Annotated in this window: 1 protein-coding gene; it reads left to right on the forward strand. The window is 75.4% G+C overall.

The features are described from left to right. Nucleotides 1–190 precede the first annotated feature (190 nt). Nucleotides 191–14,638: a type I polyketide synthase gene (locus tag ACFVUH_RS13365; RefSeq protein WP_387913102.1), complete on the forward strand. Its 14,448-nt coding sequence runs from the start codon at nt 191–193 to the stop codon at nt 14,636–14,638. The last annotated feature ends 5 nt before the right edge of the window (nt 14,639–14,643 follow it).

Here is a 14,643-nt window from a genome sequence, read left to right on the forward strand (position 1 = left end):
CCGCGTCGTGTCGCGGCCTGCGCTATCGGGCCGCTATGCGACTTGGGCAAGATCGACGTCGCAGGTCCGGTGGCGGTACACGCCGGGCATGACGAAGGCGTCCCGGTCGCCGCGCGACCCGTGGGAGCGGGCGCCCCGCCACGATCCGGCGACTGATGGTCCTGCTCGCGTGAAGGAGTCCGAACACACGATGGCGCACCCCGACGGTACGGAAGCACCGCTGCTGTGGACACTGGCCGGCAGTGGCAAGGAGTCGCTGGCGGCCGGCGCGCGCGGCCTGCACGCGTACCTGGCCGGTCGTGACGACTGGAGTCCCCAGGACATCGCGTTCACCCTCGCCCGCACCGCGTCCGAGGGGAGCCGGCGGGCGGCACTGGTGGCGGACGGCCGTGACGGATTCCTGCAGCGGCTGGACGCGCTCGCCGACGGCAGGAGCATGCCCGGCCTGGTGGAGGGCGCCGCAGGGGCAGGCCGCCGGGTCGCCTTCGTGTTTCCCGGACAGGGCGCGCAATGGCCCCGGATGGCGGTCGACCTGCTGGACACCTCCACGGTGTTCCGCGACCGGATGGACGCCTGCGCGCAGGCCCTGGAACCGTTCGTCGACTGGTCGCCGATCGACGTGCTCCGCGACCCGGACGCGCCGGGCGCACCCGCCGGGGACCGGGCCGACGTGGTGCAGCCCCTGCTGTTCGCCGTGACGGTGTCGCTCGCCGCGCTGTGGCGGTCCCACGGTGTGGAACCGGCCGCCGTGCTCGGGCACAGCGTCGGCGAGGTCACCGCCGCCGCGGTCTGCGGCGCGCTGTCCCTGGACGACTCCGCGCGGGTGGTGGCGCTGTGGAGCCAGGCCCAGGCGACCCTGGCCGGGCAGGGCGACATGGTCTCCGTCATGGCCCCGGCCGGCGAGGTCGAGCCGCGGCTGCGCCGCTGGGACGGCCGCCTCGTCGTCGCCGCGTACAACGGCCCGCGGTCCGTGATCGTCTCCGGCGACCGCGACGCCGCGGCCGAACTCCTCGCCGACCTGGCCTCGGACGCGGTGCACGCACGGCGGATCGCGGTGGGCCTGGCCGCCCATTCCCCCCACATCGACGCGATCGTCCCCCGGATGCGCGCCGACCTCGCACCGATCCGGCCCCGCACACCGCATCTGCCCTACTACTCCGGACTGACCGGGGAACGACTGGACGTCCCGGCCCTGGACGCCGACTACTGGTGCCGCAACCTGCGCAACACGGTCAGGTTCCACCAGGCGGCCGGGGCCCTGCTGCGGGACGGGTACGGCGTCCTGCTGGAGGTCAGCCCGCACACCGTGCTGACCTCCGCCCTCACGGACTGCGCGGAGGAACACGGTGCACGGGCCGCCGTCCTCGGGACGCTGCGCCGGGACCAGGGCGGTCCGGGCCGGTTCCTGACCTCGCTCGGTGACCTGTACGTGCGCGGTGTCACCCCGGAACGGGACGTGCTGTTCGCCGGGCAGCACGCCCGGGTACGGGAACTGCCGGCGGCTGCCCTGGCGGCGCTCGCGGAGCCCGGCCCGGGGGACGCGAACGGGCCGGTCGGCGCGGGCGGCGCGGGCGGTCACCGGGATGCCGGCATCGCGTTCCGCGCGGAGCTGGCCGGACTGGACGTACCGGAGCGGCGTGCCGCGCTGGCACGGCTGGTGGGCGAGGAGATCGCCGCGCTGACCGGGCGGTCCGATCCGGTCCCCGCCGACCTGGCCTTCCTCGACCTGGGATTCGACTCCGTCACCGCCGTGGAACTGCGCAACCGGCTGAGTGCGGCGACGGCGCTGCGCATCCCGGCGACGGTCGTCTTCGACTGCCCGACACCGGCGGCCCTGACCGCGTACCTCTGCGCCGGGATCAGCGGCGACCGGCCCGACGGGAACACGGACGCGGACGAGCCGGTGCGGCGGGCCGAGGACGACGACCCCGTGGTGATCGTCGGCATGGGCTGCCGCTACCCCGGCGGTGTCGGCAGCCCCGACGAACTCTGGGAGCTGGTGGCGGCAGGTGCCGACGCGGTCTCCGCGCTGCCCGACGACCGCGGCTGGGACACCGCCGGACGGTACGACCCCGCACCAGGGACGCCGGGCCGGTACTACCAGCGAGAGGCGGGTTCGCTCGCCGGTGCGGCCGAGTTCGACGCGGAGTTCTTCGGCATCTCGCCGCGCGAGGCGGCGGCGATGGACCCGCAGCAGCGGCTGCTGCTGGAGACCACCTGGGAGGTGCTGGAACGGGCCGGGATCGACCCGGCCACCCTGCGGCGGACCCCGACGGGCGTCTACGTCGGGGCGATGACCATGGACTACGGGCCCTCTCTCGAACAGGGCGCCGACGAGGGCGGCCACCTGCTGACCGGCAACACCGGAAGCGTCGCGTCGGGCCGACTGGCCTACACCCTCGGTCTGGAGGGAGCGGCGGTCACCGTGGACACGGCGTGCTCCTCCTCGCTGGTGGCCCTTCACCTCGCGGTACGGGCGCTGCGGTCGGGCGAGTGCTCGCTTGCGCTGGCCGGCGGCGTGACCGTGATGTCCACGGTCGGCATGCTCGTGGAGTTCAGCCGTCAGGGCGGTCTGGCCCCGGACGGCCGCTGCAAGGCCTTCGCGGCAGCCGCCGACGGCTTCGGCCTGGCCGAGGGCGTGGGCATGGTGCTGGTGGAGCGGTTGTCGGACGCGCGGCGCAACGGGCATCCGGTGCTGGCGGTGATCCGTGGTTCGGCGGTGAATCAGGACGGTGCGAGCAATGGTCTGACGGCGCCGAACGGTCCGTCGCAGCAGCGGGTGATCCGTGCGGCGCTGGCGGACGCGGGGTTGTCGGTGTCCGAGGTGGATGTGGTGGAGGCGCACGGTACGGGGACGCGGTTGGGCGACCCGATCGAGGCGCAGGCGCTGCTGGCGACGTACGGGCAGGACCGTCCGGTGGACCGTCCGGTGTGGATCGGTTCGCTGAAGTCCAACATCGGCCATGCCCAGGCCGCGGCGGGTGTGGGCGGTGTCATCAAGTCGGTGCTGGCGATGCGGCACGGTGTGATGCCGAAGACGTTGCACGTGGACGGTCCGACGCCCGAGGTGGACTGGTCGGCGGGGGCCGGCCGACTGCTGACGGAGGCCCGTGCGTGGGACGAAACGGGGCGTCCGCGCCGGGCGGGTGTGTCCTCCTTCGGCATCAGCGGGACCAACGCTCACGTGATCTTGGAGTCTGCGCCGGCCGAGGCTCCGGTCGGGGCGGTGGAGGGTGCCCGGCGTCCGGGGACGGTGGTGTGGCCGGTGTCGGCGCGCAGTGCGGAGGCTCTGCGGGCGCAGGCGGAGGCGTTGGCGGCACGGGTGGTGGCGGAGCCCGGGCTCGACATGGCGGACGTGGGCTACTCGCTGGCGGTGGGGCGTGCGTGCTTCGAACACCGTGCGGTGGTGGTGGGCGGGGACCGGAGTGAGTTGCTCGGTGGGGTGAAGGCGCTGGCGGAGGGGCGTTTGGCACCGGGATCGGTGGCCGGCGGTGCCGGGGTGTCGTCGGGTCGTGTGGTGTTGGTGTTTCCGGGTCAGGGTTCGCAGTGGGTGGGGATGGCTGCGGAGTTGTTGGGTGAGTCGGAGGTGTTCGCGGGGCGGATGGCGGAGTGTGGTCGGGCTCTGGCGCCTTATGTCGACTGGTCGTTGACGGAGGCGTTGGGTTCGGAGCGGTTGCTGGCGCGGGTGGATGTGGTGCAGCCGGTGTTGTGGGCGGTGATGGTGTCGCTGGCGGAGGTGTGGCGTTCGTTCGGTGTTGTTCCGGACGCGGTGGTGGGTCATTCGCAGGGTGAGATCGCTGCTGCTTGTGTGGCGGGTGGTCTGAGTCTGGAGGAAGGGGCGCGGGTGGTGGCGTTGCGTTCCCGCGCGATCAAGGTGCTCGCGGGCCGTGGTGGGATGGCGTCGTTGCCTCTGCCGGTGGGGGAGGTGCGGGAGCGGATTGTTTCCTGGGCGGGCCGACTGTCGGTGGCGGCGGTGAACGGTCCGTCGTCGACGGTGGTGGCGGGTGACGCGGACGCGGTGGCGGAGCTGGTCGAGGTCCTGGTGGGGGAGGGTGTGCGGGCGCGGTTGATCGAGGTCGATTACGCGTCGCACTCCTCGCACGTGGAGGAGATCCGTGAGCGGTTGCTCTCCGACCTGGGAGGCATCGTGCCTCTTTCCGGTGCGGTGCCGTTCTATTCGAGCGTGACGGGTGGCCTGTTGGACACGAAGTCCCTTGATGCCGGGTACTGGTACCGGAATCTGCGGGAGACCGTCGAGTTCGAGCAGGCGACCCGCGCGCTCCTCGCGGCCGGGCACCGCGTCTTCATCGAGTCCAGCCCGCACCCGGTGCTGGGCGTGGCGGTGGGGGAGTCGGTGGAGGCCGCCGGTGCGGACGCCGCGGTGCTGGGGACGTTGCGGCGTGAAGAAGGCGGCCTGGAGCAGGTGTTGCGCGCGGTGGGCCGCGGGTGGGAGTGCGGCTTGGAGGTGGACTGGTCGGCGGCGTTCCCGGAGGGGCGGCGGGTGGACCTGCCGACGTACGCCTTCCAGCGGCGGCGCTACTGGCTGACGGCCCCCGTCGCCGTTCCGGCCGCCCCCGCCGAAGACCGCTGGGACGACCTGGAACTCGAGGACCCCGCCCGGCTCGCCGAAACCCTCGGGGTCGGCCGTGCGGCCCTGGACGAAGTCCTGCCCGCCCTGACGACCTGGCGATCCGCCAGGAACCGTGAACGGAGGGCGGAGTCCTGGCGCTACCACGTCGCCTGGGCACCCCTGTCGGTCGCGCCGGCGGACGGCCTCCCCGGTCGCTGGCTCGCCCTGCGTCCCGAGGGCGACGACGCGGCGGCCGTCCTGGACACCCTCGGCGAGGCCGGAGCCGACCTCCTCCCGTGCGTCGTCGCCGATCCGGGCACGACCCGCGAACAACTGGCCGCTCTGCTCACGAAGACCGCCGGGGAGCAGCCGATCGCCGGCGCGCTGTCCCTGCTGTCCTGGGAGGAGCGCCCCCATCCCGAACACCCCGACCTGCCCGGTGGTCCGGCGCTGACCCTCGCGCTGGCCCAGGCGCTGGAGGACGCGGGCATCCACGCCCGGCTCTGGACGCTGACGAAGGGAACGGCGGTCCTGGGCGGCGTGGAGCGGCCCGGACACGTCGGTCAGGCCGCGTCCGCCGCCCTGGGCCGGACGCTGGCGCTGGAGCACCCGCACCGCCGGGGCGGTCTGATCGACCTGCCCGAGGCGCTGGACGTACGCGCGGCCCGCCGCTTGTGCGCGGTGCTCGCGGGAGCCGTGGCCGACGAGGAGCAGGTGGCGGTGCGCTCCACCGGGGTCCACGGACGCCGCCTCCGGCCCGCGTCGTCCGCGCCGCCGAAGGCTCGCAAGGGTGGCGCGGCCGTCCGGGGGCGGACGCGACCGCGATGGCAGGGCACCGTCCTCGTCACCGGTGGCACCGGTGGCGTCGGCTCGCACACGGCGCGCTGGCTCGCGGGCCAGGGCGCGGAGCGGCTGCTGCTGGTCAGCCGTCGCGGTGCCGACGCACCCGGTACGGACGCGCTACGGGCGGAACTGACGGCGCTGGGCGCCGAAGTGACCTTCGCGGCCTGCGACGTCGCCGACCCGGACGCACTGGCGGCGCTGGTCGCCGGCATCCCGGCGCGGTACCCGCTGTCCGCCGTCATCCACGCAGCGGGCGTCCTCGACGACGGTGTGCTCGACGCGCTGGACCCCGCGCGGCTCGCCGTGGTGCTGCGCGCCAAGCTGACCGCCGCACGGAACCTGCACGAGGCCACCGCGGGTCTCGACCTGTCGGCCTTCGTGGTGTTCTCGTCGGTGATGGGCGTCGTGGGCAACGCCGGGCAGGGCAACTACGCGGCCGCCAACGCGGCTGTCGACGCGCTCGTCGCCGCCCGCCGGGCCGCCGGGCTGCCCGGCACGTCCGTGGCCTGGGGCGCCTGGGCCGGGCCGGGCATGCTGGCGGACGACGTCGCCGCGCGGCTGCGGGACCTCGGCATGCCGGTGATGGAGCCCGAAACGGCCGTCACCGCGATCGGCCGAGCCCTCGCGGAGGACGACGCGCTGGTCGTGGTCGCCGATGTCGACTGGAGGCGCTTCACCACGGGCATGGGCCTGCGGTCCGCCGCCCTGCTCGACGGGATACCGGACCCGGCTGCCGCGAGGCCCGCCCCGGACACCACCGCACCGTCGGCGGCCCGCGAAGGCGGCGGCTCCGCCGACGGCCTGCGGCAGCGGATCGCCGTACTGCCGCGCCACGAGGACCGGGTCGGGACCCTCACCGAACTGGTGCGCACCCACGCGGCGACGGTCCTGCGCCACCCCGACGTCGACACGGTCCAGCCCGGAAGGGCGTTCTCCGCGCTCGGCTTCGACTCGCTGACGGCGGTGGAACTGCGCAACCGGCTCGCCGCCGTCACCGGACTGGCCCTGCCCGCGACCGTCCTGTTCGACCATCCCACACCGTCGGCCCTGGCCGGCCGGCTGCTCGCGGACCTGGACCTGCCGGACACGGCGAGCGGTACCGCCGGCCCCGCCGGCCCCGCCGGCCCCGTCGGCGCCGAGCCGAGCCGGGCGGCGGAGCCCGGCAGCAACGAGCCGATCGCGATCGTCGGCATGGGCTGCCGCTTCCCCGGCGGGGTCACACGGCCCGAGGACTTCTGGCACCTGCTCTCCAAGGGCACCGACGCCGTCGGCGACTGGCCGTCGAACCGGGGCTGGGACACCGAGGGGCTGTACGACCCGGACCCCGACCGCGCCGGCACCACGTACAGCAGGCAGGGCGGCTTCCTGCACGATGTCCCCGAGTTCGACGCGGAGTTCTTCGGCATCTCGCCGCGCGAGGCCCTGGCCATGGACCCGCAGCAGCGGCTGCTCCTGGAAACCGCCTGGGAGGCGGTCGAGGGCGCCGGGCAGGATCCGACCGCGCTGAAGGACCGGCAGGTCGGCGTCTACATCGGTACCAACGGCCAGGACTACTCCGCGTTGCTGGAGGGCGCCGAGGGAGTGTCCGAGGGTCATCTGCTGACCGGGAACACGGCCAGCGTGCTCTCGGGGCGGCTGTCCTACGTCCTCGGCCTCCAGGGGCCCTCACTCACCGTCGACACCGCGTGCTCCTCGTCGCTGGTGGCGCTCCACCTGGCCGTGCAGGCACTGCGGCGCGGCGACTGCGAGCAGGCCCTCGCGGGCGGGGTGACGGTGATGAGCACCCCGCGGCTCTTCGTGGAGTTCAGCCGTCAGCGCGGGCTCGCCGCCGACGGACGGTGCAAGGCGTTCTCGGCGGAGGCGGACGGCACGGGCTGGGGCGAAGGCGCCGGAGTGCTGCTGCTGGAGCGCCACAGCGACGCCCTGCGCCACGGCCACCCCGTACTCGCGCTGATCAGCGGCACCGCCGTGAACCAGGACGGCGCCAGCAACGGGCTCACCGCTCCCAACGGCCCGTCCCAGCAGCAGGTCATCCGCGCCGCCCTGGCCGACGCCGCGCTGCGCGCCGACCAGATCGACGCGGTCGAGGCCCACGGCACCGGCACGAGGCTCGGCGACCCCATCGAAGCGCAGGCGCTCCAGGCCGTCCACGGACCGGCGCGCACGGCGGACCGTCCGCTGTGGCTCGGCTCGGTGAAGTCGAACATCGGGCACACCCAGGCGGCGGCCGGGGTGGCCGGGGTGATGAAGATGGTGCTGGCCATCCGCCACGGCGAACTGCCGGGAACCCTTCACGCCGGGACGCCGAACCCGCACGTCGACTGGTCCGGCGGCGGCATCCGCCTGCTGACCGAGCACACTCCGTGGCCGGAGACCGGGAGCCCGCGTCGGGCGGGCGTGTCGTCGTTCGGCATCAGCGGCACCAACGCGCACGCGATCGTCGAGCAGGCGCCTGCCATCGCGGTCGTGCCCGCCCCGGACCGGACCGACGCCCCGGACCGGACCGACGCCCCGGACCGGACCGACGCCCCGGCCGTGCCCACCTCGGACACCGCCGCGACCGCCACGATGGCCGTCGCGGCGGTCACCGCCACCCCCACCGCCCGCCGTACCGGCCCGCCCGTGCCGCTGCTGCTCTCGGCCAGGACACCGGAGGCACTGCGGGCACAGGCGGGCCGGCTGGTGACCCGGCTCGACGCCGACCCGGACGTCGAACTGGCGGACGTCGCCTACTCGCTCGCCACGGGACGAGCCCCGCTCGAACACCGGGCCGCCGTCCTGGGACGGGACCGGGCATCCGTCCGGCGCTCGCTCACCGCGCTCGCGCGCGGCACGGCAGCGGGCCGACTGCTCACCGGCGGCGCCGTACGCTCCGGCCGGACCGCCTTCCTCTTCCCGGGACAGGGCAGCCAGCGGGCCGGAGCCGGTGCGGAGCTCTACCGCGACGACCCGGTGTTCGCCGACGCCCTCGACGAGGTGCTGACCGGCTTGGACCCGCACCTCGACCTGCGCCTGCGCGACATCCTGTTCGCCGAGCCCGGAACCCCCGGTGCGGATCTGCTCGACCGCACCCGGTACACCCAGCCCGCGTTGTTCGCCCTGGAGACGGCGCTGTTCCGGCTCGTACGGCACTGGGGTGTGCGGCCGGACCTGCTGATGGGGCACTCCGTCGGCGAACTCGCGGCCGCCCACGCGGCGGGCGTACTGGACCTGCCCGACGCCTGCGCACTGGTGACGGCCCGGGGACGGCTGATGGACGAACTGCCCGAGGGCGGGGCGATGGTGGCGGTGGAGGCCACCGAGGAGGAAGTGCGCCGGGCCCTGCTGGACGACGGCACCGGGCACCCCGTCCCGGAGCGCGAAGCGGACCACGACCCGGGCCGGGACGCGGTGGACATCGCCGCCGTCAACGGGCCCACCTCCGTGGTCCTGTCCGGTGACGCGGACGCGGTACGGCGCCTGGCCGGGGCGTTCCGCTCCCGCGGACGGCGCACCCGGCGCCTGAGCGTGAGCCACGCGTTCCACTCCGCCCGGATGGACGGGATGCTCGACGCGTTCCGGGAGGTGGCCGAGTCGCTGACCTACCACGCGCCCGGCATCGAGATCGTCTCCAACCTGACCGGGCGTACGGCCACGGCCGCGGAACTCCGCTCCCCCGACCACTGGGTACGCCACGTCCGGGGCACCGTGCGCTTCCTGGAAGGGGCCCGCCGGCTGCGGGCCGAGGGTGCGACGACCTACCTCGAACTCGGACCGGGCGGCGTGCTGTCCGGCATGCTCCAGGCCTGCCTCCCCGACCCCACCTCCGCCACCACCTCCGGCCCCGCCCCCGGCGGCCCCGGGACGGTACCGCTGCTGCGCGGTGGCCGCGGCGAGCCGGACGCCGTCCGCACCGCACTCGCCTCGCTGCACCTGCGCGGCGTAGCGGTGGACTGGTCGGCGGGCTGGAGCGGAACCGACGTGCGGCGGGTCGACCTGCCCACCTACGCCTTCCAGCGCAGGCGCTTCTGGCCGGAAGCCGCGCTGGACCCGGCCCCCGCCGCCTGGCGCTCCCGCCGGGGGACCGCGGTCCCCGCCGGCCCCCACCGCTACCGCATCGCATGGGAGCCGCTCACCGCGCCCGCGGAGCCCCGTCTCTCCGGTCGCTGGCTGCTCGTCACCCCGGACGGACCCGGCGCCGAGGACACCGCACTCGCCTGCGAACAAGCTCTCGCCGGACACGGCGCCGACGTGGTCGTGATCCGGGTCGGGGCCGCCGTCGAGCGCGCTGAGCTGGCCTTGCTGCTCCCGGAGTTCGGCGCCTTGGAGGGCGTCCTGTCCCTGCTGGCCCTGGCCGAGGGACCCCACCCGGGCCTGCGGACCCTCGACGCCTGCCTGACCGGGACCCTGCTGCTGCTCCAGGCACTGGGTGAAAGCGGCATCGACGCACCCCTGTGGTGCGCCACCCGCGGCGCGGTGGCGGCTCACGGCACGGAGGAGGTCCGCCCCGAACAGGCCCAGGTGTGGGGCCTGGGCCGGGTGGCGGCACTGGAGCACCCGCGGCGCTGGGGCGGCCTGGTCGACCTGCCGGAGCTGCTGGACGGGCCCGCGCTGGACGGGCTGTGCGCGGTGCTGGCCGGACAGGACGGCGAGGACCAGGTGGCCGTACGCGCGCCGCTGCCGTTGGGCCGCCGGCTCGTCCCCGCGCCGGAGCCCGCGACACCCGCGCCCGCACCGTGGACGCCGCGCGGCACGGTCCTCGTCACCGGCGGCACCGGAGGCCTCGGCGCCCAGGTGGCGCGCTGGCTCGCGGAGCGCGGCGCGGAACACCTCGTCCTCCTCAGCCGACGGGGCCCCGAGGCCCCCGGAGCCGCTGCGCTGGTCGACGCTCTGGCGGCGCTCGGCGCCCGGAGCACCCTCGTGGCCTGCGACGTCGCCGACCGCACCGCGCTGGAACGGGTCCTGGAGCGGCTGCGCGAGGAGGGCGACACCGTACGGGCTGTGGTGCACACCGCGGGACTCACCTCGGACACCGCGCTGATGGACTGCACGCCGGAGGAACTGGCCCGGCGGACGGCGGCCAAGACACGCGGCGCGGCCCACCTCGACGCCCTGTTCGAAGGCCGCCCGCTGGACGCCTTCGTGCTGTTCTCCTCGATCTCGGGCACCTGGGGCAGCGGCGGCCAGGGCGCGTACGCGGCGGCCAACGCCTACCTGGACGGCCTCGCCGCGGCGAGGCGCGGCCGGGGCCTGCCGGCGACCTCGGTGGCCTGGGGCCCCTGGGCCGGAGCGGGCATGGCCGACGGCGCCGTGGGCGACGGCCTGCGCCGCCACGGGCTGGTGCCGATGGCCCCCGCCGCAGCGCTCTCCGCGCTCGGCCTGGCGCTGGCCCTGGACGAGGGCGAACCGGTCGTCGCCGAGCTGGACTGGAGCCGCTTCGCGCCCACCTTCGGTTCAGTGCGCGACAGTGCGCTGCTGCGCGGTCTGCCGACCGCCCCGGAGCCCCGGGCGGCGGACGGCGGCCCCGTAGCCGCGGACACCTCCGCCGGGTCCGGACCCGGTACGGGCGGCGACCCGTCGTGGCTGCACCGGCTGCATCGGCTGTCCGAGCCGGAGGGCCGCAAACTGCTGACGGAGCTGGTCCGGAGCGAAGCGGCCGCCGTGCTGGGCCACGAGTCGGCCGCCGGCTTCGCGGCCGACCGCCCGTTCCGCGAGGTGGGCTTCGACTCGCTCACCGCCGTGGAACTCCGCAACCGGCTGGCCGAGGCCACCGCTCTGCCGCTCGCGCTCACCTCCGTCTTCGACCACCCGACGGCAGCCGCCCTCGCCGCGCACCTCTTCGCCGCGCTGAGCGGCACGGAACCGGACGCCGACGGCACGACCGGCATGGCCGGGACGGACTCCGCAGCCTCCGTCGACGGCGCGGCCGGGCCCGGAGCGGCCGACGAACCCCTGGCGATCGTCTCGATGGCCTGCCGATTCCCGGGCGGCGTCCGCTCGCCCGAGGACCTGTGGCGACTGGTGGCCGACGGGGTGGACGCGGTCGCCGCGCTGCCCGCCGACCGCGGCTGGCCGCTGGACACCCTCTACGACCCGGACCCCCTGCACCCGGGCACCTTCTACACCACCGGCGGCGGATTCCTGGACGGGGCAGCCGAGTTCGACGCGGAGTTCTTCGGCATCTCCCCGCGCGAAGCACTGGCCATGGACCCACAGCAGCGACTGCTGCTCGAAACCAGCTGGGAGGCACTGGAGCGGGCCGGACTCGATCCCGCGTCGGTACGCGGCAGCGAGGGCGGCGTCTACGTCGGCGTCGCCGCCCAGGGCTACGGCACCGGCCCGCAGAACCCGTCCGACGAGGTCGAGGGGCACCTCCTCAGCGGCACGGTCACCAGCGTCGCCTCCGGCCGCGTCGCCTACACCCTCGGACTCGGCGGCCCCGCCGTGACCGTGGAAACGGCCTGCTCGTCCTCCCTGGTGGCACTGCACCTGGCCGGCCAGGCACTGCGCGCCGGCGACTGCTCGTTCGCCCTGGTCGGCGGCGCGGCGGTGATGGCGAGCCCGGACGTCTTCGTCGAGTTCAGCCGCCAGCAGGGCCTGTCACCCGACGGCCGCTGCCGCTCCTTCGCCGAAGGGGCGAACGGTACGGGCTGGGGCGAAGGGGTGGGCGTCCTGCTCGTGGAACGCCTCTCCGACGCCCGCCGCCTCGGGCATCCGGTCCTCGCCCTGGTACGGGGCACCGCGGTGAACCAGGACGGTGCCAGCAACGGCCTCACCGCCCCGAGCGGCCCCGCGCAGCAGCGGGTGATCAGGAGCGCGCTGGCCACGGCGGGACTGTCCGGCGCCGACATCGACCTGGTCGAGGCGCACGGAACCGGCACCGTGCTGGGCGACCCCATCGAGGCGCAGGCCCTCCTGGCCACCTACGGCCAGGACCGGCCCGCCGACCGCCCGCTGTGGCTGGGGTCGCTGAAGTCCAACATCGGGCACACCCAGGCCGCCGCCGGGGTCGCCGGGGTCATCAAGACGGTGCTCGCACTGCGGAACGGCGTGCTCCCCGGCACCCTGCACGCACAGGAGGCGTCCAGCCGGGTGGACTGGTCGGCCGGCGCGGTCCGGCTGCTCGCGAACGCCCGCCCCTGGGACGCCCCGGACGGGGACCGGCCGCGCCGGGCCGGCGTCTCCGCGTTCGGCATGAGCGGCACCAACGCCCACGCCGTTCTGGAGGAGGCACCCGCCGACGCCGACGCCCCGCTGCCCGAAGGCACGCACGGCGAACCGTCCGAGGGCACCGGGACCACGGTTCCGTGGCTGCTCTCCGCCATGACCCCTGCGGCCCTGCGCCGACAGGCGCGCCGACTGGGCGAGCACCTGCGGGCCGACCCCGACGGGGGCGCCGCCGGACTGGCCCGCGCGCTCGCCACCACCCGCCCCGCCCTGCCCTTCCGGGCAGCCGCCACCGGCCGCGACCGCGACGCGCTCCTCGGCTGGCTGGACGCCCTCGCGGCGGGAGAACCCGCGCCCGACGCCGTGCAGGACCGGGCGCGCGGCGGCCGTACGGTCTTCGTCTTCCCCGGCCAGGGCTCGCAGTGGGCCGGCATGGCCGCGGCGGCGCTCGACTCCTCCCGAGCGTTCGCCGCCGCCATCGCCGCCTGCGAACGGGCGCTCGCCCCACACACCGACTGGTCCCTGACCGAGGTGCTGCGCGGTGCGCCCGGCGCACCGACGCTCGAGCGCGTGGACGTCGTCCAGCCGGTGCTCTTCGCGGTGATGGTCGCGCTGGCCGCGCACTGGCGCGACACCGGGGTCACCCCGGACGCGGTCGTCGGGCACAGCCAGGGCGAGATCGCCGCCGCCTGCGTCGCCGGAGCGCTGTCGCTCGACGACGCGGCCCTCGTGGTGGCGCTGCGCAGCCGGGCGCTGCTGAGGCTGGCGGGACGCGGCGGCATGGTGTCGGTCGCCGCCTCCGCCGAGCGGACCACGAGCCTGCTGCCCGCCGGCGGACGCGCGTGCGTGGCCGCGGTGAACGGCCCCGCAGCCGTGGTCGTCGCCGGGGAGCCCGAGGAGCTGGCCGCCCTGCTCGCGGCCTGCGACCGGGAAGGCGTACGGGCCAGGACGATCCCGGTGGACTACGCGGCCCACTCGGCCCAGGTCGCCGAGATCGAGGACGAACTGCGCGAAGCCCTCACCGGGATACGCCCCCGCGCCTCGGCCGTCCCGCTCTACTCGACGGTGACCGGCGAACCCGTCGCCGGAGAATCGCTCGACGCCGCCTACTGGTACCGCAACCTGCGCGAGCCGGTCGACTTCGTCGGAGCGACCCGCGCCCTGCTGGACGTGGGTCACACCCTGTTCGTCGAGGTCAGCCCGCATCCCGTGCTGCTCGCCGGGATCGAGGCGGTGGCCGCGGAGGCCGGGCGGGAGGTGGCGGCGGTCGGCACGCTGCGGCGCGGCGACGGTGGCCGGGACCGGCTGCTGGCCTCACTGACCGAGGCGTGGGCGGCCGGCGGCGGTCCGGTGGACTGGTCGCCCTGGACGGGGACCCCCGGGCCGGGCGGCCCGGCACCCGTCCTGCTGCCGACCTACCCCTTCCAACGCGACCGGTACTGGCTGCCCACACCGGGCCGGACGGCCGTCCCGGCCGCCACCGGGGTGCCGGCCGAGGACACGCCGGAGGCCGCGGGTGACGACGAGGGCACCCCCGCCGTACGACTGGCCGCCCGGCTGGCCCCGCTGGACCGGCAGGCACGCCGTCAAGCGGTGACCGACCTGGTCATCCGGCACGCGGCCGCGGTCCTCGGCCATCCCGGAGCCGGTCCGGTGCGACCGGAACGCTCCTTCTCCGAGGTCGGCTTCGACTCGATGCTCGCGGTGCGGTTCAGGAACGCGCTGTGTGAGGCGACCGGGCTGACCGTCCCGCCGACGGTCGTCTTCGACCACCCGACGCCCGAGGCGCTCGCCGCCTACCTGGACGCGGAGCTGTCCGCCGCGCCCGAACCCCCCTCGCCGCTGCCGGCCGAGCTGGACCGGCTGGCCGCGCTCCTCGCGGCCGTCCCGCCCGGAGCGGCCGACACCGACGGGGTCGGCGAACGACTGGACGAACTGCTGCGCGGCTGGCGCCGGCGAGCCGGCGTACCGGGCGGCGAGGCACCACCACCCGGACCGGACGACACCGCCACGGCGACGGAAACGGCGACAGCGGACGAGCTGTTCGCCCTGATCGACAACGACTTCGGCAACGCCTGAAAGAG

This window comes from Kitasatospora sp. NPDC058032, assembly GCF_042885845.1.
Taxonomy (GTDB): domain Bacteria; phylum Actinomycetota; class Actinomycetes; order Streptomycetales; family Streptomycetaceae; genus Kitasatospora.

Bases quoted from the DNA above. Each gene is read 5' to 3' on its own strand.
- ACFVUH_RS13365 (WP_387913102.1), top strand. From the start codon at position 191: ATGGCGCACCCCGACGGTACGGAAGCACCGCTGCTGTGGACACTGGCC.